Source organism: Wolbachia endosymbiont (group A) of Nomada flava, assembly GCF_964027055.1.
Taxonomy (GTDB): Bacteria; Pseudomonadota; Alphaproteobacteria; order Rickettsiales; family Anaplasmataceae; genus Wolbachia; species Wolbachia pipientis.
Genome location: NZ_OZ034725.1, coordinates 1,321,080 through 1,343,081 on the forward strand (window position 1 = coordinate 1,321,080; position 22,002 = coordinate 1,343,081).

Annotated in this window: 22 protein-coding genes, 2 tRNA genes and 3 pseudogenes; 11 read left to right on the plus strand and 16 right to left on the minus strand. The window is 35.6% G+C overall.

Annotated elements, in window-relative coordinates; all coding sequences use genetic code 11:
- Nucleotides 1–97 precede the first annotated feature (97 nt).
- The 3 genes from AAGD70_RS06900 to AAGD70_RS06910 form a co-directional block, all read right to left on the minus strand.
- A complete protein-coding gene (locus tag AAGD70_RS06900; protein WP_065094770.1) occupies nt 98–1,210 on the minus strand; it encodes a hypothetical protein in 1,113 nt (370 codons plus the stop codon).
- A gap of 122 nt (nt 1,211–1,332) precedes the next feature.
- A complete protein-coding gene (locus AAGD70_RS06905; RefSeq protein WP_065094761.1) occupies nt 1,333–2,361 on the minus strand; it encodes an NAD(P)H-dependent flavin oxidoreductase in 1,029 nt (342 codons plus the stop codon).
- 5 nt (nt 2,362–2,366) lie between these two features.
- Nucleotides 2,367–2,888: a cytochrome b gene (locus tag AAGD70_RS06910; RefSeq protein WP_065094760.1), complete on the minus strand. Its 522-nt coding sequence runs from the start codon at nt 2,886–2,888 to the stop codon at nt 2,367–2,369.
- A gap of 581 nt (nt 2,889–3,469) precedes the next feature.
- Here AAGD70_RS06910 and AAGD70_RS06915 point away from each other — a divergent pair.
- The 4 genes from AAGD70_RS06915 (at nt 3,470) to AAGD70_RS06930 (ending at nt 6,455) form a co-directional block, all read left to right on the plus strand.
- On the plus strand, nt 3,470–3,598 hold the full coding sequence (locus AAGD70_RS06915; RefSeq protein ID WP_259348820.1) for a hypothetical protein: 129 nt from the start codon (nt 3,470–3,472) through the stop codon (nt 3,596–3,598).
- A gap of 335 nt (nt 3,599–3,933) precedes the next feature.
- Entirely contained in the window at nt 3,934–5,121 is a 1,188-nt protein-coding gene (locus AAGD70_RS06920) for a phosphoglycerate kinase (RefSeq protein ID WP_174525396.1), read from the plus strand.
- Nucleotides 5,122–5,179: 58 nt separating this feature from the next.
- Complete coding sequence (locus AAGD70_RS06925; protein ID WP_065095034.1) at nt 5,180–6,007, plus strand: EndoU domain-containing protein; 828 nt, start codon at nt 5,180–5,182, stop codon at nt 6,005–6,007.
- A gap of 97 nt (nt 6,008–6,104) precedes the next feature.
- Nucleotides 6,105–6,455 (plus strand): diacylglycerol kinase, encoded by a 351-nt coding sequence (locus AAGD70_RS06930; RefSeq protein WP_065095033.1) that lies wholly within the window; start codon nt 6,105–6,107, stop codon nt 6,453–6,455.
- Nucleotides 6,456–6,466: 11 nt separating this feature from the next.
- Here the strand turns inward: AAGD70_RS06930 and AAGD70_RS06935 are convergent, their stop codons facing one another.
- From AAGD70_RS06935 to AAGD70_RS06945, 3 genes are read right to left on the minus strand one after another with little or no spacing between them, the layout of a single operon-like run.
- Nucleotides 6,467–7,411: an RluA family pseudouridine synthase gene (locus AAGD70_RS06935; protein ID WP_065095032.1), complete on the minus strand. Its 945-nt coding sequence runs from the start codon at nt 7,409–7,411 to the stop codon at nt 6,467–6,469.
- A complete protein-coding gene (locus tag AAGD70_RS06940; protein WP_065095280.1) occupies nt 7,402–9,249 on the minus strand; it encodes a hypothetical protein in 1,848 nt (615 codons plus the stop codon). Before AAGD70_RS06940 ends, AAGD70_RS06935 begins: the two co-directional genes overlap by 10 nt.
- A 35-nt stretch (nt 9,250–9,284) precedes the next feature.
- A complete protein-coding gene (locus tag AAGD70_RS06945; protein WP_065095030.1) occupies nt 9,285–11,468 on the minus strand; it encodes a ComEC/Rec2 family competence protein in 2,184 nt (727 codons plus the stop codon).
- Nucleotides 11,469–11,527: 59 nt separating this feature from the next.
- Between AAGD70_RS06945 and AAGD70_RS06950 the strand changes: the two genes are divergently transcribed.
- Nucleotides 11,528–11,604 (plus strand) — tRNA-Met (locus tag AAGD70_RS06950).
- Nucleotides 11,605–12,141: 537 nt separating this feature from the next.
- Here the strand turns inward: AAGD70_RS06950 and AAGD70_RS06955 are convergent.
- On the minus strand, nt 12,142–12,267 hold the full coding sequence (locus AAGD70_RS06955) for a hypothetical protein (RefSeq protein ID WP_255356264.1): 126 nt from the start codon (nt 12,265–12,267) through the stop codon (nt 12,142–12,144).
- Here AAGD70_RS06955 and AAGD70_RS06960 point away from each other — a divergent pair.
- Nucleotides 12,261–12,416: a hypothetical protein gene (locus tag AAGD70_RS06960; RefSeq protein WP_156518022.1), complete on the plus strand. Its 156-nt coding sequence runs from the start codon at nt 12,261–12,263 to the stop codon at nt 12,414–12,416. The two genes, AAGD70_RS06955 and AAGD70_RS06960, sit on opposite strands and share 7 nt — an antisense overlap.
- A 19-nt stretch (nt 12,417–12,435) precedes the next feature.
- Nucleotides 12,436–12,582, plus strand: a complete 147-nt coding sequence (locus AAGD70_RS06965; RefSeq protein WP_156518023.1) for a hypothetical protein — start codon at nt 12,436–12,438, stop codon at nt 12,580–12,582.
- A gap of 13 nt (nt 12,583–12,595) precedes the next feature.
- Here the strand turns inward: AAGD70_RS06965 and AAGD70_RS06970 are convergent, their stop codons facing one another.
- From AAGD70_RS06970 to AAGD70_RS06980, 3 genes and pseudogenes are all read right to left on the minus strand, one after another.
- A complete protein-coding gene (locus AAGD70_RS06970) occupies nt 12,596–13,024 on the minus strand; it encodes a DNA methyltransferase (protein WP_245611480.1) in 429 nt (142 codons plus the stop codon).
- A gap of 125 nt (nt 13,025–13,149) precedes the next feature.
- Nucleotides 13,150–13,515: a DNA methyltransferase gene (locus AAGD70_RS06975; RefSeq protein ID WP_245611118.1), complete on the minus strand. Its 366-nt coding sequence runs from the start codon at nt 13,513–13,515 to the stop codon at nt 13,150–13,152.
- Nucleotides 13,508–14,332 (minus strand): annotated as a pseudogene (locus tag AAGD70_RS06980) (IS5 family transposase). Before AAGD70_RS06980 ends, AAGD70_RS06975 begins: the two are co-directional and overlap by 8 nt.
- Before the next feature lie 121 nt (nt 14,333–14,453).
- Here AAGD70_RS06980 and AAGD70_RS06985 point away from each other — a divergent pair.
- Nucleotides 14,454–15,278 (plus strand): annotated as a pseudogene (locus AAGD70_RS06985) (IS5-like element ISWpi1 family transposase).
- Nucleotides 15,279–15,332: 54 nt separating this feature from the next.
- Here the strand turns inward: AAGD70_RS06985 and AAGD70_RS06990 are convergent.
- A pseudogene (locus tag AAGD70_RS06990) lies at nt 15,333–16,192 on the minus strand (IS630 family transposase).
- Between the two features lie 246 nt (nt 16,193–16,438).
- Between AAGD70_RS06990 and AAGD70_RS06995 the strand changes: the two are divergent.
- Nucleotides 16,439–16,717, plus strand: coding sequence for a helix-turn-helix domain-containing protein (locus AAGD70_RS06995; RefSeq protein ID WP_065095112.1), 279 nt, complete (start codon nt 16,439–16,441; stop codon nt 16,715–16,717).
- A 51-nt stretch (nt 16,718–16,768) separates the two neighbouring features.
- Complete coding sequence (locus AAGD70_RS07000; RefSeq protein WP_245611087.1) at nt 16,769–17,158, plus strand: hypothetical protein; 390 nt, start codon at nt 16,769–16,771, stop codon at nt 17,156–17,158.
- 418 nt (nt 17,159–17,576) lie between these two features.
- Here the strand turns inward: AAGD70_RS07000 and pdxH are convergent, their stop codons facing one another.
- Together pdxH and mutM are read right to left on the minus strand one after the other, a co-directional pair.
- On the minus strand, nt 17,577–18,170 hold the full coding sequence (gene pdxH / locus AAGD70_RS07005; RefSeq protein ID WP_022626142.1) for a pyridoxamine 5'-phosphate oxidase: 594 nt from the start codon (nt 18,168–18,170) through the stop codon (nt 17,577–17,579).
- 16 nt (nt 18,171–18,186) lie between these two features.
- Nucleotides 18,187–19,002, minus strand: a complete 816-nt coding sequence (gene mutM, locus AAGD70_RS07010; RefSeq protein ID WP_065095114.1) for a bifunctional DNA-formamidopyrimidine glycosylase/DNA-(apurinic or apyrimidinic site) lyase — start codon at nt 19,000–19,002, stop codon at nt 18,187–18,189.
- 247 nt (nt 19,003–19,249) lie between these two features.
- Between mutM and AAGD70_RS07015 the strand changes: the two genes are divergently transcribed.
- A tRNA-Thr gene (locus AAGD70_RS07015) sits at nt 19,250–19,322 on the plus strand.
- A 46-nt stretch (nt 19,323–19,368) separates the two neighbouring features.
- Here the strand turns inward: AAGD70_RS07015 and AAGD70_RS07020 are convergent.
- The 3 genes from AAGD70_RS07020 to AAGD70_RS07030 all read right to left on the minus strand — a co-directional run bounded on the left by AAGD70_RS07020 (nt 19,369) and on the right by AAGD70_RS07030 (nt 21,863).
- Nucleotides 19,369–20,895, minus strand: coding sequence for an acyl-CoA carboxylase subunit beta (locus AAGD70_RS07020; RefSeq protein ID WP_015589410.1), 1,527 nt, complete (start codon nt 20,893–20,895; stop codon nt 19,369–19,371).
- 486 nt (nt 20,896–21,381) lie between these two features.
- Nucleotides 21,382–21,687, minus strand: coding sequence for a hypothetical protein (locus AAGD70_RS07025; RefSeq protein ID WP_245611743.1), 306 nt, complete (start codon nt 21,685–21,687; stop codon nt 21,382–21,384).
- Nucleotides 21,688–21,719: 32 nt separating this feature from the next.
- A complete protein-coding gene (locus AAGD70_RS07030; RefSeq protein WP_236514430.1) occupies nt 21,720–21,863 on the minus strand; it encodes a hypothetical protein in 144 nt (47 codons plus the stop codon).
- Between the last annotated feature and the right edge of the window lie 139 nt (nt 21,864–22,002).

Genomic DNA, 22,002 nt, shown 5'->3' on the forward strand with positions numbered 1-22,002 from the left:
TAAACACCTTTTAAACATTCTTCAAATATAACAACTTTTATATCAATAGGCAAGAACTGAATTCACTTATCCACTACAAGTAACACATATTTAATTTTTACCGCTGTGAACATGCTGTAAGCTCTTTATCATCAACAAGAGGACTCACATTAATGGATGTTAATTTACTTGATAGGAAGTTTGAATGCAATTCAGCTACTGCTGCTATAGCAAACACTGCAGCCATAGCAAGTAGTCCTGCTCCTATCAATCCTGATGTCATTGCTCCTGCAACAATGCACCCTATTGTGGAGAGAGCACAACCTGCTACAAGTGCAACGTGAAGATTTCTGTTATTGGGTTGTTTTTCAAGTGGAGTATCTTCACCCTTTTTCTTATTCAAAGGAAATTTCTGCACGATTGTAATGGCGTTTTTTCTGTCCCTTTTTTCTTCGGGTTGCATTGAATCTTTTGCCTGGCTGCCTGTCATCTGAGTAGTTTGACTATTTGGATCCATACTTTCTTTTTCTCTGGATCCCAGTGTCACGCACTGGGATGACACCTGTGGCTCTTCTTCTGCAGTCTGCTCTAGTTGCTTTTGATTCCCAGTATCTTCTTTTTGTGGATCGTTATTTTCTCCAGCAGAGCTTAATATTGAGCTCATACTGCTCCTTCTACTACTTATTGGTGATTCTAAACTTTCTTCACTCGGTTTGCATGAACTTACTCCACTATCTGAGCTACTAGCACATACTTCTTCTTTAGTTGGACTTTCTACATTATTTTCTGTCATCCCAGTGCTTGACACTGGGATCTCTTTTTTTATGGAATTAATAGGTTGTTCTTCTATTTTTGAATCTTTATTGCTGCTCCTTTTAATAATCCCTGAAATTATTTCTAATATTTTCCCTCTTCTTGTTGGTGATCTTTGTAATTGTTCTCTTTCATTGTTAGATACTGAAAGCTCGACCTCTAATTTCATTACTTCTGTTTCCAACACTGGAAGAAATTTTTTGGTGTAATAATTATAAGATTCTTCTTGCTCTTTCAGTGATTTTTCTAATTCAATTAATACATTAGGATTAGCCTCTTTCTTGAACAACTCTATGCATTTTTTGATAGTTCCATCTCCATTTTTTTTTGGGCTTTCATGATTATGTGTTTTTTTTGTTACCTTTTTGTATATAGTGTCGTGCAATTGTTGGTTAATATCTTTTTTAGAACTTAGCATAGACTCCTCCATACATAACAAAATGTATAGATACCTCTTTAGCGTTAATTTTACATTAAAACTGGGCAATTATGCCATATTATAAATAATTGCGGCAACTTGCTTATTGGAAGGTCGCTTAACTATTTGCTTTCTGGGCTTTCTACTTCTACAGATTTGCGTTCAATATGATTGTTTGCTTGTTGAACTAATATATCTATCACTTCTTTCACAGGCTTTTCCCTATCAACCATGCCAACACTTTGACCGGCCATTAAAGATCCTGTTTCAACATCTCCTTCAATCACTGCCCTTCTTAAAGCTCCAGCCCAGAACTTTTCTATTTCAAGCTGCCCATCTTCTTTTGAGATCTGTCCCTTTTGGTATTCATCAATAACTTCTTTTTGACGCTTCATGAAGTCATCGCTTGCTTTGTTGGCTATAGCTCTTACAGGAATTACAGGAAAATCAGCACTTATCTGTACAGAAGGTATTGCATTACGTGCGGCCGATTTAATAAACACTTCCTTAAAATTTTTGTGGGCAATTGACTCATTAGTGCAGACAAATAATGTACCTATTTGACAGCCACTTGCTCCCATTTCCAGGTAATTAACTATCATTTCACCTCTTCCTATTCCACCTGCAACAAACACTGGTATTTGTTCATTTTTAAAATGAGGCAATATCTCTTGTGCAAGAACAGAAGTGCTAACTGGACCTATATGCCCACCTGCTTCCATTCCTTCTATTATTAATGCATCTACTCCCATTTTTACTAACCTTTTCGCAAGGCTTAATGCTGGTGCAAAGCACATAACTTTAATGCCTGCACCCTTGATTTTTTCTATATTAGGCTTTGTTGGCAGTCCACCGGCAAGCACTATATGGCTCACTTTCGTTTCAATACACACATCTATCAACTCACTCAACTTTGGGTGCATAGTAATTAGGTTTACACCAAATGGCTTGTTAGTTAATTTTTGTGTCTCTATGATTTCTTTTTCCAGTAAGTCTGGGAACATTGCACCACATGCAATCACACCAAAACCACCAGCGTTTGAGATTGCTGAGACCAAGTTTCTCTCTGAAACCCAGCTCATAGCACCACCCATTATAGCAAACTCACTGCCAAGAAAATCTGTTCCTTTTTTCCAGAGGCTACTTAACATATAACCTATATCATACGTTTAAAAATATTTTGTTTATCTATAAATGTGTGTTTTAAGGCGCCAAGTATATGTAAGATTATAAAGAGTACCATAAAATATGCAAGCATCGAATGTAGCTCGTTAGCCGTGTTAGCTAGATCTTTGTTTTGATTAATCAACAAAGGGATATGAAAAAAATATTTGATCTGTTTGCCAGAAGCAGAAGACATGACATAGCCAGATAGTGGCATTAGCACCATCAAAGAATATAAACCAAAGTGTACTGCTTTACTTATATTGATTACAAACCGAGAAAAATTTGCTGGAAGTGGTGGAACATAAGTAAAGACGCGAAAAAATATGCGTACTATGATTAATCCAAGAATAGTGATACCGCAAGCCTTATGAATAGCGTATATGTTGAACTTAATTTCATTGCTAAGTGGTAAGCTTTTCATATAAAGTCCAGAGCAAAGCATACCGATAATAAAAATAGCCATCAACCAATGGATAACTCTTAAACCTAGGCTATATTTATCGTCTTCCATTTTGATTACCCTAAAGTAGCATTTATATAATAGAAAAACTATTTTTCAATCAAAATTATTAAAGCAATTTAGATTTACTGACAATGTAGCTATACAAATTCGACCCAGCCGGAAGTCAAGGGCACCTAAGCCATAGAAACGGATTAAACGAAAAACTTACTTGACAAACTCCGCCAGCCTCCTTATCATGGTACTGAAGGTATTCAGTTATCTTCATCTGTGCAGATTAAACAGCAAGAAAACAACGTAGTTGGCGTCTTATTTTTAATTTTTTGCACTATGTGCACCTTATGTCTTCACAACATTTCTGGGTTTTTACCTATATAAGCTGAAACGCGCTTATAAGTCGTTTAAGACAGTATAGTACGCCGATTTGCAGGATTAGAGAGTGACAACTAGCTAACACGGGGTTTCTTTTGCCTTTTTTTCTGCTTAGTAAATTTCTTAAACATTTGCAGCATAGGTTAGTTGCAATTAAAAGCAGCTAAATTGCAGCGTTTAAGACTTAAAAAACGCCAATACTGAAAATAGACAATGACTAGGGCTTCTTTTGCCTTTTTTTTCATTTGGTAAATTTCTTAATGTTTATAGCTAAAAGAGCCCAAGAGAGGTGTCATTCCAGTGCCCCTGTGATGTCATTCCAGTGCTTGGCACTGGAATCCAGGAATTTTATTAAGTTGGTGAGCATAAAAATAGCTGTTTTACGTTAAAATACAATATTTTGATGATTATGGAAAGGCTGGATTCCAGTGTCAAGCACTGGAATGACACCATAGGGGCACTGCCATCATAAAGGAACCAGTGTCAGCTACTTGAATGACATCATAGGGGCGCTGGGATGACACCCTGACAATCGTCATCCCGCTGCTTGTTAGCGGGATCTAGAGATACCGCGAATGAATCGTGGTATGACGGTTCGTGGTGGCATGACGATAAGGTTCCAGTGTCAAGTGTTTGGCATGCAAATTTCCTTAAACGTTCGTAAGCTTAAAACTTTACTTTAGATCAAACTGCTGTATAGTGACTTTATAGCTTCAATTTTATAATGAATATACCTAGTATAGAAAATTGCGATCTTCACAATAAAGCCGTCTTACTCAGAGTTGACTTCAATGTTCCTATAAAAGATGGAGAAATTCGTGACGTCACTCGTATTTTGAGAGTATTGCCTACTATTCAGTATTTAGTGAATGCAAGTGCAAAGATTATTATTATATCGCATTTCGGACGCCCAAAGGCTAGAGACGATAATCTGTCGCTAAAAAATATAATTGACACTTTATCACAGTTACTAAATAAAAAAGTGAAATTCATTGATGATTGCGTTGGTGAAAAAGTGCAAAAAGCAGTGAGTGCTATGGATGCAGGAGATATAATATTACTGGAGAATCTAAGATTTTATGAAGGGGAAAAGGAGAATGATGCAAACTTTGCCAGACAATTAGCATCTCTAGCGGATATATATGTAAATGATGCATTTTCTTGCTCTCACAGAGCTCACGCTTCTATTTCACGCATTACAGAATTTTTACCTTCTTACGCGGGATTTTGCTTGCAAGATGAGCTAAAGTATCTTGAAAAAGCTGTATCATTTAAAGCTAAACCTATTACTGCGATAGTTGGGGGAGCTAAAATATCAACTAAAATAAAAGTGCTTATGAAGCTAACAGAAAAGGTTGATTACCTAGTTCTAGGTGGTGCAATAGCCAATAATTTTTTGTCATTTAGCAAAGTAAATATAGGGAAATCTTTCTTTCAAAATGGTGTTGACGACCTTCTACATAATATTGTTGAAACAGCAAATAAAAACAATTGCAAAATAGTTGTGCCAGAAGACGTTCTGGTTGCAGTAAACTCTGATTACAGCACTAGTATTTCAAGAAGAACTGAGTCCATTTTGGACGGTGATATAATTTTGGATATCGGACCACAAACTTTGAGTACAATAAGCAGTATAATAGCAAGCAGTAAGACTCTGCTGTGGAATGGACCTATTGGTGTTTTTGAACATTCAGCTTTTGCAAGTGGTACAATAGGGGTAATGAAAATCGTAAGTGACTTAACGCACAAAGGAAAGTTAACCAGCATAATAGGGGGAGGCGATAGTCTATCTGCAATAAGCGCTGCAGGCTTTACCGATAAGGATTTTACATATGCTTCCACTGGTGGAGGAGCGTTTTTAAGTTGGCTGGGTGGTGACGAAATGCCAGGAGTTGCTGCTCTGCAAAAATGATTAGATTAAAACTTTTTTAAATTGTTTCTTGTAAGTTAGCTTTTTTGTGAACGTGATTATGTCGAAGACAGTTAAACTAATTTTGTGTTTAATAATACCAATAATAGGATTTATTTTTTATATTAAGGGTCATTATTTTCACACCAGCTATGTAGAAGAAAATGTTGAGGTCAATTTTGAACCATTTTTCAGTTCACAACCAGGTTATATGCCACCGTTTCCAGAATTAACTGACTTCGATAGAGGAGCGTTGAAAGTTTGTGGAGATTGGGGAGCACATCCAGAGAAAGAAGATTTCAAAATTTTACTTAGTTGTCCGCAACATCAAGAAGTAGTGAAAGGAATATATGATAAGCTTAATCATCAAGTGATTACGCCAGATGCGGATTTGGAGTTATTTAAAGATGAACTGGCTAACATTTGGTTTACAAATAGTGGAAGTGAAAAAGAAACTATAGGGTTTGGACATATTTTTTGTGGTGAGCCAAATGATAAATTAGGTGGTATGCATTTTGTAGGTAGATATGTTGAAGCTCAAGAAGATAAATGGGCAGGTGCGATTTGGAATGATGAATCCCTGTGCAATAAATCAGATATTAAGCCGCCAATTTATACATTTGGAATGAAATATTTGGGCAAGGATGGAAAAGTAAAAGTTAAGTGTCCAAATGGATATGCATATAACCTTCATGCTGATGATATTTTAATTTTTGCAACTAAGGCGTTTAAGGAATTAGGAAAAGATGGAATGTGCCTATATAAAATGGAAGATGACAATTATCAATCAGTGTTTGTAAGAAAGAATGATGCCATACTCACGTTCTATCCCGACTTAACACCAAAATGTGATGATAAGAGTACTTATTGTAGTTGCAGTAAATCTTAATTTCAAAACCAATAGGGTGAACAAATGATAAAAATGCTATAGGGTGTAGCAAATCCAAATGAGTTAAAATTTTGATTAAAGGGTTTTGTGAATAATAATGAAGAAGGGCATTATTCGTCTAATAAAAGCAATTCAATACTCTTGTGAAGGAATAAAATCAGCTTTTATATCAGAAATTGCGTTCAGACAGGAGTTACTACTTTTTATAGTATGTGTTTCAACTTTGTTTGTTTTGGATGTAAGTAATCTAGAACGTGCAGTAATGATAAGCAGCCTATTCCTGGTGTTAATTGTGGAAATTGTTAACACTGCTTTTGAAACAACAATTGAGCGTATTTCCAGTGAACAACACATACTTTCAAAAAAGGTGAAAGATCTAGGTAGTGCAGCAGTTTTTCTTTCATTAATTAACTTCCTGATAACATGGATGATAATATTGACAGGTTAATACGAATGTTATTAAGATATGTTGTCAAACTCACCAATTAAAGTTTTTATATCTTGCGGTAAATCAGAGACAAATTCCATGTATTCCTTGCTTTTTGGGTGATATAAGCCCAGTGTATAAGCATGTAGTGCTTGCCTATTGAAATTACGAATAAAACTAGAGTTTTTAGCATATTTTGTGCTTTTACTACTATTTTTTCCGTAAACTTGATCACCAACTATGGAATGTCCTATGTGGCTCATGTGGACTCGAATTTGGTGTGTTCTGCCTGTCTCTAAAGTGCATTTAACGAGGCTTACTTGTCCTATAACTTTTTGCACTAAATAGTGAGTGATTGCTAATTTGCCCGTTGTTTTTGTAACACACATCATTTCTTTATTACCGCGTTTGGGAGCAATGTTAGTTTCTATAGTTCCCTGCTGGGAAGATAATGCTCCCCAAACTACTGCTAAATATTCCCGCTTTATTTTACGGTTTGATAACAATTCAGACAAAAAACCATGGGCTCCTTCATTTTTTGCAATTACCATCAGTCCACTGGTATCTTTATCGAGTCTATGAACAATTCCTGGTCTTACATCAAGGTGAGCGATAATTGCGTTCAAAAGCGTATCATTGTTTGTCCCAGCACCTGGGTGCACTGTTAATCCACTTTGTTTACTCAGAACTATAATGTCCTCATCTTCATAGACGATATCAAGTTTTATGTCATAATTAGGCTCAATTGATGTGGATATGTCAGGTTGAACGAGATGTACTATATACTCTTCACCTGGTTTTACTATGTGATCATTATTAATTATCGGTATGCCAAGTAATTTCACCTGCTCATTTTGTATCAATCTTTGTGCTTTACTGCGTGATATGTTGCACTTTTCAGCTACGTAGATATCTAGCCTTAATTTCTCTTTATCATTATTAACACTTAAGGTTATTACTGAGTGATCTATAGTGATTTACCCCGCGCCATTTCCCATGCTGCTTGAACATTTGGGTCTGTAAACATTGTTGCGCTAGACTCAATTTGCAGATCACCTTGTTTTTTAATATGGCAAATTGTTTGAGAGGCATCTTTCCAGTGGATCGTAACTTTATTATCAAAATTTCGTAATGTTGCCTCAACCTTTTTTTCTTTATTATCTTTTTCTTCCAGCTTAATAGATTCTAATAAATAATATAGAAAGTCACTTGGTTTGCCGTTGATTTTTTCTTTCCATTCATCTGTTTCTTCTTGCTCAGGTAATTCTTTTTCCAATTTTGCATTTTCTTTCTCCAGTTCTTTCGTCCTTTTTATTGATCTTAATAGTCTATTTTTTTCTATTGCTTTTTTCTCTTCATCTCGCTGTTTGTCAAGAGGAGTAGCAGTAGTACTACCTTCAGACTCTAAACTGCTATTAGATTCATTTGATTGAGTTTGTTTATTTTTTAATTCTTCTAGTTTATCGGTTACTTTTTTTAATTTCTCCTCCGATTCCTTTTTTATCTTTTCTGCTTCTTCTTTTATCTTTTCTACTTCTTCTTGTTTCTTTTTCAACATATCGAGGAACTCGTTATCATTAGACTGCGTAGTTGATCGAAACCAGCCTACAAAGCGGCTTGGTTCAAATCGTTCAATCTTATCTTTAGCAATTTTAATAGCATTCTCAAACCTAGAAAAAGTACCTTCAATATCTAGTAAATTTGCTTTTTTTGTCAGCTGTTTAGCTTCATTTAAAACGGCCGAGATTTTCTCATGCAACTCATCTAAATGTAGCTTATCTAAATCTTCTTTGATGTCTTTTCTAATTCCTTGTAGATGAACAAGTGTTTCTTGAATTTCATTATTTGCAGGTTCTAAAAGTTTTTCATCAATAGATGTTTTAGCTTCATCTAAGAACTTATCAAATAAATCACTTATTTTATCTGTGAATTCATTCAAGTGCTTATCAAGTAATTTTATCAATCGAGATATAGGATCATTCTCCTCTTTACTTTCAAATTTGTTTTCCATTACCGATACAATCGTACCACTTCTAAATGGGAGTAGAATATCCACATTGTTAAATTTTTTAACGATATTATGTGCGTTATTTACTTCATTATTTTTTAACTTACTTAATGCTATACATACTCCAGCGATGAAAACAGCACTCACGAATGCAATGAAACCCCATTCTGCCCAGCCCTGAACATTGGCAAAACTAAATTTATTTTGTATCAATGCACCAGCTACAATTAGACCGCTCAGCACATATGACACAGCAAGCAAAATAACTTTATTTCTATTCTCTTGTCTTTTGTTTTCTAATATTTCTCCCTGTTTTTCAGAGATTGGTAAAACTATTGAAAAACCTTGCTTTTTATCGACCAAATCAGGAATAATTTCTATTGTTAATGCATTTTGGGCAATCTCATTTATTTCATCACTTTTTCCACCTCGAATTTTTATATCTATTGGGCTATCACCATCTTTTGATTTCTCATTTTCTATTTCTTGCTTGTATATATATCTTAGAGCAAGAGAGGTTAATAAAACCACTCCAAGAATAACAGAAACCAGAAAGTAAGTTGGCATTAATGTTGGGTTAAAAGTAGCAATAAAGCTCAAATCGTTAAGGGTTATTGCCATTGCAGTTACGTAAGCTAGAGAAAATTGAAGCCAAGTATTCACTGCTGCTATAGGTAGAGTGTTATTTACAGAATATTTTTTTGCTGCATGCCACAATTGAGTGGGGTACCCAATGACGTTATTTAGCTGAGTTACCCCGTGATCTATCTTAAAATTAAAAAAGTCTTCTGTAGTACTTTTAGCCATAAATTTCCTTACATTTAAATTTAATTAATTATATATTAATAATACTTTAAAATCAAGCTTTTTAACTTATGCCAAGGCCGGTTAGAGCGCACTGTATTAATCTTTACGTAACGATTTGTTAACCAAGCAGAATGTGTGCCATGCGTTTCTAGATCAGCATGTTTAATAATTTTAGCGTTGCAAGCTGAATAGTCGAATTCACTTAATTGAATTATCAGATCAACACTATTACAGTTTCTCAAGATATCTTCTTCCTTATAAGCTAGCAACACTGATTTATTATTTCCTTTATTATATATGCAGCCATAATCGTTACACTTTAGCCTTTTATCTGAGTTATTGTATTTTTTATGATTCAAAATTTGGTTCTGCCCATTTTGCTTCGCCCATGTTTTGACAACAAAGTTCCTATTTTTCCTGGTGAGAGAATATAGTAAGTTATCACTTTCTTTTACAGCAACATTATCAGCATTTATTAGGATGTCGGGGGTTTTATATGCGGTGCTAAAGCAAATACCCAGCACAATAAAGAAAATTCCGAAGAAACGCCAATTTCTTTCCCACAAGCACAGCCACAATAAACCAAGTGTTATTATAATAATTGATGATGCAGGAAAAGTACGAATGGGAATAACCAAATACTGAAGACTAGCGATTGCATTTGTTATATACAAAATACTGTCAATTGGGCGCTCTATAAATGGCGCTATAATCCATTCAATACCCAAAGGAATCAACAAGACATAAATTATTCCAAGTGGAATAATAATTAATGTAACTATTGGTATAGCAACTAAGTTTGTGATAATGCCACTAATTGAAAAATAATTAAAATTGTATATCGTATACGGAACAGTTGCTAAACTTGCTATTACTGAGCTAATCATTATCGACACAAAATATTTCATTATTTTTATTTTGAACAATTTATTAGCATTAATTTGATAACTGGCAACCAGAGCCAAAACAGCAGAAAATGACATCTGAAAGCCAGGCTTTAAAATTACTTCTGGTTCTATGATAAGTATCACTGCAGCAGCAAACGCAATTGCTATTAACCCTCGATATTTTCTCTCTATCATTATTGCAACGAGTACTAAAATCACCATGATGTAGGCACGCTGAGCAGAAATTTGCATACCGGTAATCAACAAATAAAACGTGGTTGGCAAGATAGTAAGAAATGCAGATATTTTCTTGGTGTTATACTTAAGAGTCAAAGTTTCAGATATTGCGAATAAATTACGAAACACTACAAAAAACAGACCAGCAACAAATGATAAATGCAAACCAGATATGGCAAACAAATGTGCTATACCTGAATCTCGTATCGCGTCCATAGTTTTTTGATCTATGCCATCTTTTTTACCGATCAGTAATGCAGAGATTATATCCGCATGTGGTTTTTTGATATTTTGCTGCAGGTTTTCATAAATGTATTGACGGAAAGATTCTATATACTCTAGAAATTGCCTTGCTTCAGCCTTTTTGTGTAGGGCTATTTTGCTTGTTGCAAAACCTGTTGCACTTATTTTCTGGTAATATGCTATTCTTGCAAAATCGTATGCATACTCCGAAGGCGCAATCTTTAGAGGGAAGAGTTTTGCTGATAATTTTACTTGATCGCCTATTTTAATGCCTTTTTCCACTTTGGTTCTAACTGATATTCTGATGTTATCTAGAGCTCTATCCGGTGTCATTCCAGCGCGTGACGCTGGAATCCATATCTTTTTTTTCTGGATCCCAGTATCAAGTACTGGGATGACAAAAGGGGGCACTGGGACAACAGGAGAGGATTTTGAGATAGTAGGGGATTTTTCAACAGAAAGCAGAAATTGTTTATATGAGCCCCTGTCGTTAATATCCTTCACTGTGGCAACGATGTTTTTTACATACCTCTCTTTATCGAGGATTTGAGTATTAACTAAAGCTGTTCTTAATTTACTAGCTGTAAATCCTATGAGCACTGCAATTAAAGCAATGCATAATATTGCGTATTTTCTGTATAATATTGCAATCAAAATTAGTGTGGGTAAAAGCAAAAGAAAAATAGATATGCAGCTTGGTTCAAAATTTAGGGAAAAATAGGTTAAAATCCCTACACACTGACACACAGGAAACCATAGTATCAAGTTATATTTTTCATTGCATATGTTATGACGTATATAACTAACTATTATGTCAAGAAAGGTTAGTAAATATACTAGTATACGACCCATAGCGGATTTTATCCTTGTATATCCTATAATTGCAAGTATAATAGCTAAATAAACAACGACGCGGGATGGAGCAGCTCGGTAGCTCGTCAGGCTCATAACCTGAAGGCCGTAGGTTCAAATCCTACTCCCGCAACCATTTTCCAACTGTGCGAATATTGTGGTTTCAGGTAGCTCATGGAAACGGATTAAACGAAAAACGACTTGACAAACTCCGCCAGCCCCCTTATCATGAAACTGAAGCTATTTATTTATCTTCTCTGTACAGATTAAATGACAAAAAAACTCACGTATCTGGCGTCTCATGTTTAATTTTTTGCACTATGTGCACTCTATGTCTTTATCAAATTTCTAGGTTTTTACCTACACAAGCTGAAATACGCTTATAAAGCATTTAAAACATTAAAAAACGCCAACTTAAAATGGATAGTGAATAACTAGCTACCCTAGGGTTTCTTTTGCCTTTTTTTCTGTTTAGTAAATTTCTTAACGTTTATAATTTAGATTAGTTGCGGCTTAAAAGCAGCCGAATCGCGGTTATTAAGTGTTTAGAATAAAAAAACGCCATACTTGAAAGTATAATGTAAGTAATTAGCCAACCATGGGGCTTCTTTTGCCTTTTTTTTTATTTAGTAAATTTCTTAATATTTATAGCTAAGAGAGCCCAAGAGAGGTGTCATTCCAGCGCGTGACGCTGGAATCCCAAAAAAAGGATGATGTCATCCCAGTGCTTGACACTGGGATCCAGAAAACTTAACTTTAAATAAGTGGCTGCATAATAAAGACTAGATCCCAGTGTCACGCACTGGGATGACAGGAGAAGAAGGCTACTCGGATGACATGGCTAAAAGAGCCCAAGAGAGGTGTCATTCCAGTCTGGGATCTAGAAAAAAAGAAGCTGGATCCCAGTGTCTGGGCACTGGGATGACAAAAAAGGGGCTACTCGGATGACACCGTCATAAAGGAACCAGTGTCAGCTACTTTCATGACACCATCTGCCACCTGCAAATTGCAATGTTCGTACAGTTGTGCTAGTAACGCTAATGTGGAAAGTGTTGAGGATAGGCAACAAAAATGCTTATATAAAAAATTATTGCTCAAAACGGGAAAACCATGAACAAAGAGCATAACTAAACTACTAATGACTGCTGAGTGAACTCAATATCCAATATAGACTGCTTAGTCTTTAATACAGGCTCTTTACCACGAATAATGCATTGATAAATAACTGCCAACTCTTTTTTTGAGCATTCTTTTTCTAAGAACCTAAAAGCAGATGCAGCAAGATATTCTCTATTTTCTTCAAATGCTAACCAGTAACGGTCTTCTTGCTCACATACAAAACCTGTTGTGTTAGAACCAGCAAAAATATCTAAAACAACATCTCCCGGTTGTGTTAAAAACCGAATAAAAAATTGAGGTAATTTAGCAGGGAATCTAGCTGGATGTTGTTTTATACCTAGTTCCTTACATGCAGCAAGATACCGGCTATTAGACTCTGAATTGGGAATCTGCAAAAGATTTGATGGCTCCATCATCTTTACCAAAGCTACTACCAATATTATGTCCTGATGGTCGTTCTTTTGGAGTATAATAAGCCTCTGGATTCTCGATAAGTTTTTTCATGCGGCCACTGTATTCCACTAGCACCTTTGTGACATCTGCTTTAGGCCACTCAGTTTTGCTATACTGTATTAACAGAATCTTTTGCTCTGATTTTTCTCTTATTTACCCATTCAATTGGACTTGGCAATTTAGAAGGGTTATACCAATAGAAATCTTCTGCAAGGAAGAAGCCTATATCATCACAGAAATGCATAAGCACTCTAAAATTATATAAACTTCTGGATGGCACGCCTTTTTCATAAGCTCCACCTAGATCAAGTACAAAACTGCCTGTATCTTTGAGTTTGCTATGTACTAATTTTGCAAATTGACCAAGCCAGGCAACATATTCGGCTTGGGATTCATTTCCGTATTCTTTTTTTCTTTGCAAAGCAAACGGTGGACTGGTTATTAGAGGTTGTCCACAAACCAGTAAATCAAGCATATTCCCTACTTAACATAACTTTACTCATAGCCAGATATATGAAACTTTCAGTAGATGTTGTAAGTAAATCGTACTCCTTTGATAGCCTTCTATTTCTATTGATCCAAGCAAAAGTCCTCTCTACCACCCACCTTCTCGGCTGTACTGAAAATCCAGGATCCCGTTGTGGCAATAGTTCTAGTGGTGTATCTTTATGCACCCAAAACCTACATGGAGGCCTTTTGACAATTTCAATATCTATCCCATATTCTCTCTTTACGTAATCCTTTAAATATTTTCCTTGGTATCCCATATCAGCCCACATTTTCTTAATATTGCTGTATTTTTCCTTCATATCGTCCAATGCCATCTTCACCCCATCTCTGTCATTTTCGCTTGCAGCTCCTACATAGCAACCAAGCACAAATCCTTGAGTATCTGTGATTATATGTCTTTTTCTCCCCTTTACCTTTTTCGCACCATCATAACCTTTGACCCCCCTTTTTCCGTGGTTTTTACCGATTGACTGTCCACTATGCATGCGCTCGGCTGCTCATTCCTTCCTATTTTTCTTCTACTATATTTCATAATTCATTTTCTCAAAAATTCCCTGCTTCTTCCATCTTCTAAACTGTTCATGCACAGCCTTCCACGGCGGAAAATCGTGTGGTAAATAGCACCATTGACATCCTGTGCGCAGTATATAAAGAATTGCATTTACTATCTCACACTTACTGTATTTTGGTGGCCTTCCTCCTTTCTTGTACGATACTCTGAAGTGTTTTTCTATTCTTGCCCATTCCCTTTTACTTAAATCTGTTGGATATTTTTTCCTCATCTCTTACCTCAATATTCTTTCTTTATATACTACGTATTCCTTGGTTTGTGGACAACCTCTAAGAGGTTGTCCGGAAACAAGTAAAAGGCTATAATATCTGAAATTTTAGTACGAGGTAAAGATGAGAAAAAAGTATCCAACAGATCTAAGCGAAAGGGAATGGGCAAGAATAGAAAAACACTTCAGAGTATCATACAAGAAAGGAGGAAGGCCGCCAAAGTATAGCAAAAGAGAAATATTAGAAGCAATTTTCTATGTATTGCGTACAGGGTGTCAATGGCGGTATTTACCAAATGATTTTCCGCTATGGAAGACTGTGTATGAGCAGTTCAGGCAATGGAAGAAGCAGGGAATTTTTGAGAAAATGAATTATGAAATATAGTAGAAGAAAAATAGGAAGGAATGAGCAGCCGAGTGCCTGTATAGTAGATAGTCAATCTGTAAAGACTACAGAAAAGGGGGGATCAAAGGCTATGATGGAAGTAAAAAAGTAAAGGGTAGAAAAAGGCATATAATTACAGACACTCAGGGTTTTATACTAGGTTGTTACGTAGGCGCTGCTAACGAAAATGATAGAGATGGTATTAAAATAGCATTAAACAATATGAGAACAAAATATACTAAAGTTAAAAAAATGTGGGCTGACATGGGATACCAAGGAAGAAATTTAAAGAATCACATAAAGGAAGAATATGACATAGATATTGAAATTGTTAAAAGGCCTCCATGTAGATTTTGGGTGCACAAAGATACGCCACCTGAGCTACTACCAACAAGAGAACAAGGGTTTAAAGTACAGCCAAGAAGATGGGTTGTAGAAAGGACTTTTGCTTGGGTTAATAGGAATAGAAGGCTATCGAAGGAGTATGATTTACTCACAACATCCACTGAGAATTTCATATACCTAGCTATGAGTAGGGTTATGTTAAAGAGGGAATATGCTTGAATTTACTTGTTTCCGGACAACCTCTATAGCATTTCTCATAATAGTCCAAACAGGTCATAGGAAGGCAGAATCAACAGCACGACGAAAGGATTCGAATAGAGGAATGTTTTTCCTGGCTCTGTTTTTTATAGCAAACCAATGATGCTCAATTTTGTTGAAATCTGGAGAATAAGGCGGCAGATACAAAATTTCTGCACCAACCCCTTTAGCAAGCTCGATAATCTTATCAGACTTATGAAAAGTAGCATTGTCAAGAATGACAGTCTGTCCAGGTTCCAAGATCGGTGTCAAAAATTGCTCAAACCATCCATTAAAAACATCCATATTACAGTGGCCTTCAAAGGTTAACGGAACAACTATCTTTCTTCCACTTAAGGCTGCAACCATACTGATTCGTTGAGTTTTCTTTCCAGATTTTAAGGCATAAAACCGCTGTCCTTTCTGGCAATATCCGTAGGGGTAGTCTTCGGTGTTATCAATGCCATACTCATCTATATACACTAAGTTTTTAGGTTCTTTTGTCGCTATAATTTTCAAAAATTCAGCACGTTTTTCTTCGTTTCTTTCCTTGTATCCATATGTCTTTTTTTGCGCGTAAATCCAATTTTTTTAAGGGCTCGATAGATCGTTTGGATACTAACGTTGTTCCAAAGTTTAGCCATTTCCGATAGAGTCTTTCCTCCGTGTTCTCTGGCAAATTTGGCAAAGGTATCCCAGTCGGTAATTTTGTGATTGTAACCCCCATTTCCAAGTTTTTTTGATTGAAAGTCTCCTGTTTCTTTTCTTCTTTGCTGCCACTCCCATAAAGTAGTTCATCCAATCTTAAATCTTGCTGCCACTGTTTCTCTGCTTTCTCCTTCGTCTAGCGCTTCCATTGCTTTTTTTCTTAAATCATAACTATATGCTGCTGGCATTCAACCTCCTTATCATCATCTATCCTTATCCTATCACATCCGGACTTTTATGGAAAGAGCTATACAAGATCTAAGCTATTGTCTGGTAATTGCGGCAATAGGTTAAGAGAGTCTCCACAATATGCAGCTCCCCTATCTGTAGTATATGTAGGTTTATTATTAAATTTAAATTTTTCCAATATATGTACCATATGGAAGATACTTATAGTCTGTAGACTTATAATTGTCAACTATTATCTTACAAAGATGACAAAAATAAAAAAACAACCTCTGCGGTTACTTCTTTCCCAGAATATACGAAGAATAAGAAATATAAAAGGGCTTTCCCAAGAAACTCTTGCTGATTTATGTGAATTACACAGAACATATATAGGCTCCGTTGAACGTGGTGAGAGAAATATCTCTATAGATAATGTTGAGCGCATAGCAGATGCCCTTGGTGTTGAACCTACTGCACTTCTAGATCAGGATCAAGACAGAAAATGTCTGAAAGATATATTTCCTCATATACGGAAGTATCAATAGTTTGCTGTTAAGCATGGTATAAATGATATCTTTCAGGACAACGGCGGAAAAATCCTACAAGTCTTATTACTAACTGGACTCACTATTCTTCCAGCACGCGAGGGAAATGATGCCATTGATGAGTATGGTAATGAATATGAGCTTAAATCAGTAAATGCTCTTCTTACAAAAAGCTTTTCTACTCATCATCATATGAATCCTACAATAATTGCAAAATACCGAAAGGTGGATTGGATATTTGCTATTTATGAAGGAATAGAGCTAAAAGAAATATATAAATTAACGCCGCAAGACCTTGAACCATATTATATTACATGGGAAAAGAAATGGCATGATACTGGTGGTAAAGACATCAATAATCCCAAAATTCCTTTAAAATACGTCAGAGATAAAGGTAAGCTTCTTTATCATTGTGATGAAAGAGTATGTGACCGCCACTAACTTCCTCCATCCCAGGTTGATTTTAAATTGTCCGGAATGCTGAAAACCCTAACATTTAACTCTTTTTTTGATAAACTTGTTTATTTACTGTTTATTAAAATTTTCACTTCAAAATTTAACCTCACCAAAAGTATAAGAAGCCTGTCCAATGAAAAATTCTTAACCTTCTATAGCTAACCCAAGAAAGGTTTCCCTATGTCATACCGCCGCGGTATCTCAGCATAGATTCCGTTAACAAGTAGCGGAATGACGAATTTGTTGTTTTTCAAATTATCGGTAAACCTAAGTCACTTTAGCTATAAAATTATAAGTTATTGATATTTTTGCTCTTTTTTATCCTTAATCCAGAATTCGGATTAGTAGGGTGTCATCCAATTCTCAATGGTAAATTAAGAAGGGTCTGCAATAACGAATGTAGCTAGGGATATAATTGTTCCACTTTCCAATCGCTTCCCTCAACAAGGGTGTATCTAAATCTAATATGCTTCCTATATTCACCTTCTTGCCAGAATTCAATTACTTTTGGGATTACGCAAAATCCCACCCAAAAATCAGGACGAGAAACTTGTGTATTGTGAAATTCTTTTTCCTTCAATTTTATAGCTTGCTCAAAATCCTGCCAATCTTTCAGAATGCTCGATTGTTTTGAGCACCATGCGCTAATTTGACTACCCAGCGCTCGAGAAGAGAAGTATTTGTCAGTTCTTTCATCGTTTAGAAGTTTAACCTCTCCTTCAATTCGCACTTGCCTAGCAAATTCTATCCAATGAAACACTAACGCAGCTTTGGGGTTCTCAGTCAATTCTTTCCCTTTTTTACTGTTTACGTTAGTGAAAAACACAAAACCTTCTTTGCTATATTCCTTTAGTAATACCACTCTTGCAGATGGAATACAGTCTTTGCTACAAGTTGCTAGCGTCATTGCAGTTGGTTGTTCACACGGAGAATTAAGTACTGCTTTGTACCACTTTGAAAACAAATCAAATGGATCTTTTTCAAGTGAAAATATCATATCAAAAAATAAAATCTTAATTCTGGCACGCGTTGCAAAAATAAGTGCTACGGCCATTTTGTCGTATAAGTGTTATGATATTATTGCAAATCTTGCAAGGTTTTTGAACTTTACCATATACGTAAAAGTTATTTTGAAAGTATCCAGCAGATCCAGATGGCTGTGCATAATCTTTCAGTGTTGAACCGCCTGCAGCAATTGCATCACTCAGAGTATTTTTTATTTCAGCAGCAAGTTTTTCGCACTCTCTATAGGTCAAGTTTTTTGCTGACCTGAGTGGTGATATACGGGCTCTAAACAAGCTCTCAGAAGCATATATGTTGCCTACGCCAACTATTGATTTATTGTCCATTAACGCTGATTTGATATTCACTTTTTTGTTTTTCAGCAACTCCTGTAAATAGTCTCCACTGAATTCATCCGTGAGGGGCTCTATTCCAAAATCGCTAAAAAAATCCGTTTCTTGTTCTTTATTTAAAATGATAACTAATCCAAATCTTCTTGGGTCATTAAAAATTATTGAAGTATTGTCAGAAAATAAAAATACCACGTGATCGTGCTTATTCCGCATTTGATCGTGGTCAGCATATATAAGCTTTCCGCTCATGCCAAGATGTATGATTACAGCCACACTACCATCTGTATTCCAGATGGTATACTTACCTCTACGCTTGATGTTGCGTATGACTTTGCCCTTTAGCATATCATCAATATTTTTTGTTATTGGGGCACGTAAATTCCAATTATTCACTATAACATTACTGATTTGCTTGTTTTTAATTTTATCAAGCAAAAAATTAGAGATTACTTCCACTTCCGGTAGTTCTGGCATGATACCTCCTTCAAAACTTAAGTTTCTGATGGTAATTTTGTCGTTCTCAAATACATTCGAGTATTCTGCGGTGCTTTCTCCTAAAAATTCCTCACCACAAACGAGTTTTGAAAGGGTTCTCTGTCTACTCTGTTGCTGCTTTTTTCTTTTCAAAATATTTTGCTTTAAAGCTTTCGCTAATCTTTTTTTCTCCTCTTCTTTTTCCTTATTCTTTTTTGTGTTATTCATTATCATAATATATAAACTTGCCGTTGTAGCTCAGGTGGTAGAGTACGTCATTGGTAATGACGAGGTCCCAAGTTCGAGTCTTGGTAACGGCACACTCTTATAATATCGCATAACTTGCAAGCAAGGCTTAGAAGAAAGTTACAGAGGTAAGTTGTCATGCTTTTTCCATATCCTTTCTACCTTCTTGTTTTTAAGTAGCTCTAATGCTTTACAAAAGTGATACCTTGTTTTACTTGGCACTATAATGTCATCAATGTATCCATATGATGCAGCAAAAAATGGGTTAGCAAATTTTTCTTTATATTCTTTAATTAACGTTTGCTGATCTTTTTCGTGTCGAAATATAATCTCAACTGCACTTTCAGGGCCCATCACAGCTATTTCAGCAGTTGGCCAGGCATAATTTATATCACCTTTTAGATGTTTCGAATTCATAACAATGTATGCACCACCATACGCTTTTCTAGTGATAAGGCTAATTTTCGGCACGGTCGCTTCAGCGTAAGCGTAAAGCAGTTTCGCTCCGTGTTGTATTATATTATTGTATTCTTGATTTGTACCCGGCAAAAATCCTGGAACATCAATAAGTGTGATGATCGGAATGTTAAATGCGTCACAAAACCTTACAAACCTCGCAGCTTTTCTTGAAGAATCAATATCCAAACATCCTGCAAGGTGCATAGGTTGATTTGCAACAATACCGACAGTATTTCCTCCAATTCTACCAAAACCAGTTATGATATTACGAGCAAAATCAGGTTTCAGTTCAAAGAAATTCCTTTCATCACAAACTTTTTCAATGAGTTCATACATATCATAAGGAGTATTAGGATTGGTAGGAATTAGAGTGTTTAAGGATTCATCAATGTCGTCAACATCATTACAGATTGGTGCAGATTTTGGTGATTCTTGATTATTTGCTGGTAAGAAAGTAAAGAATTCACGCATTTTTAGCAGCATTTCAACATCATTATTGAATGCAAAATCCGCTACTCCTGTTTTGCTTGTATGAATTTTTGCTCCACCGAGGTCTTCGAAACTTACATCTTCGTAGGTAACCTTTTTTACTACATCTGGCCCGGTTATAAACATATATGAACTGTTTTTCACCATGAAAGTAAAGTCAGTTAATGCTGGGGAATAAACTGCACCTCCTGCACATGGGCCCATAATTAAAGAAATTTGTGGTATAACACCCGATGCATTTACGTTTCTTTGAAAAATTTCTCCATAACCAGCAAGAGAATTTACTCCTTCCTGAATTCTGGCTCCACCAGAATCATTTAGTCCGATAATTGGAACTCTGGCATTAATTGCCATATCCATAATTTTGCATATTTTTTTTGCATGTGACGCACCAAGTGAACCACCAAAGACAGTAAAATCCTGAGAATAAACAAAAACTTTTCTGCCATAAATAGTACCATGACCAATCACTACCCCATCACCTAAAAAATTAGCATTTTGCATGCCAAAATCATTTGCATGATGTTTTACGAATTTATCGTATTCTGCAAAAGAACTTTCATCGAGCAATATACTGAGCCTTTCTCTAGCAGTTAATTTCCCTTTTTCATGTTGTTTGGTAATCCTGTCAGAACCGCCTCCTTTTTCAGCTTCTAGTGCTTTGGTTTTTAGATTTTCTAGTATTTTAAAGTCTTGCATACAATAAAGTAGTTTTCAAATTAGTTGTAGACTTTATTAAGTTTACAAACCCTACTAACTATACACATACACTATTGCTATATGCAACAATGTATGTATGATAATTGTTAATGCTCTGGTGATTCATGGTCACTACTTTGAAAATGTTGCGATGTGTCAACACTTTTCATATTAGAAAGAGGTGGACTAACTGCACTGCTTTTCGTTTGTGCAAAACTTTTAGCAGCTTCAACAACCTTGCTTATACGAGGTTCTTTTTCTAGCTCTTTTAGTTACTTTGAGAAGATTTCACAACTTTTGTCATCCATATGTACCATTATTTTACCAAAACTTTCAGCTTTTTCAGAAGATAAAATCATTTCGATCTTTTCATCGCCTACCCTAAAGGTCATTTTTACTTTGCCTTGCATATCATGATATTGCCAGCTTTTTATTCAGATTAGATTATCTCCTTCTCCTATTCGCAATGCACCATATTCTAAGTCCTTAAATTCCGGGGAGTTCATAAATTTTGCAGGAGTGATCACACTTTTTTTCTGGACACTGTACATAATAAAATTTATTATCTCTTTCTACTACAATTTCTTTTTTTTTGTCATTTTCAATACTATCACTTACAATTTGTTTTAGACGTGACAAATATTCGCCGCGTTCTTTCAGTATATCTTCTGGCAATAATATCCGAACTTCTTGGCTCACATCAGTGCCTGTTGAAACTAGATTAAACATTTCTAACATAAGAGGCCGTAGTTTTTCTTTTCCAGTCTCAGTAACATTTTTATCTTGCTCCATGAGGTGGTATAAGATCAGTATCGAATAATCTATTATTGATGACTTTTTTCTCCTTGGAATACATCAACACTAAACATGACCTTGTGCTTTTTTGCATCGTCTATAGATTTTTGAAGTCTCTTTGCTATGTTTTCGATAGCTTCATCATTAGGTAAGTGTTCAGGCAATGGCGTCAACTTAAGGAAAAATGTCAGAGATTGTGTATAAAATTTCTCTCTAAAATTTTTACCATTAAATTACCCAAAAGCTGCAATAAACAGCACTTTTGTTTCTGTTTTATTTCAACAAAGAAGTCTAAAATGTGTCCTTTTTAGG

Excerpts from the sequence above, each read along its gene's own strand:
- AAGD70_RS06900 (WP_065094770.1), bottom strand. The coding sequence starts at position 1,210 with ATGCTAAGTTCTAAAAAAGATATTAACCAACAATTGCACGACACTATA.
- AAGD70_RS06905 (WP_065094761.1), bottom strand. The coding sequence starts at position 2,361 with ATGTTAAGTAGCCTCTGGAAAAAAGGAACAGATTTTCTTGGCAGTGAG.
- AAGD70_RS06910 (WP_065094760.1), bottom strand. The coding sequence starts at position 2,888 with ATGGAAGACGATAAATATAGCCTAGGTTTAAGAGTTATCCATTGGTTG.
- AAGD70_RS06915 (WP_259348820.1), top strand. The coding sequence starts at position 3,470 with ATGTTTATAGCTAAAAGAGCCCAAGAGAGGTGTCATTCCAGTGCCCCT.
- AAGD70_RS06920 (WP_174525396.1), top strand. The coding sequence starts at position 3,934 with ATGAATATACCTAGTATAGAAAATTGCGATCTTCACAATAAAGCCGTC.
- AAGD70_RS06925 (WP_065095034.1), top strand. The coding sequence starts at position 5,180 with ATGTCGAAGACAGTTAAACTAATTTTGTGTTTAATAATACCAATAATA.
- AAGD70_RS06930 (WP_065095033.1), top strand. The coding sequence starts at position 6,105 with ATGAAGAAGGGCATTATTCGTCTAATAAAAGCAATTCAATACTCTTGT.
- AAGD70_RS06940 (WP_065095280.1), bottom strand. The coding sequence starts at position 9,249 with ATGGCTAAAAGTACTACAGAAGACTTTTTTAATTTTAAGATAGATCAC.
- AAGD70_RS06945 (WP_065095030.1), bottom strand. The coding sequence starts at position 11,468 with ATGGGTCGTATACTAGTATATTTACTAACCTTTCTTGACATAATAGTT.
- AAGD70_RS06975 (WP_245611118.1), bottom strand. The coding sequence starts at position 13,515 with ATGCTTGATTTACTGGTTTGTGGACAACCTCTAATAACCAGTCCACCG.
- AAGD70_RS06995 (WP_065095112.1), top strand. The coding sequence starts at position 16,439 with ATGACAAAAATAAAAAAACAACCTCTGCGGTTACTTCTTTCCCAGAAT.
- pdxH (WP_022626142.1), bottom strand. The coding sequence starts at position 18,170 with ATGATATTTTCACTTGAAAAAGATCCATTTGATTTGTTTTCAAAGTGG.
- mutM (WP_065095114.1), bottom strand. The coding sequence starts at position 19,002 with ATGCCAGAACTACCGGAAGTGGAAGTAATCTCTAATTTTTTGCTTGAT.
- AAGD70_RS07020 (WP_015589410.1), bottom strand. The coding sequence starts at position 20,895 with ATGCAAGACTTTAAAATACTAGAAAATCTAAAAACCAAAGCACTAGAA.
- AAGD70_RS07025 (WP_245611743.1), bottom strand. The coding sequence starts at position 21,687 with ATGGAGCAAGATAAAAATGTTACTGAGACTGGAAAAGAAAAACTACGG.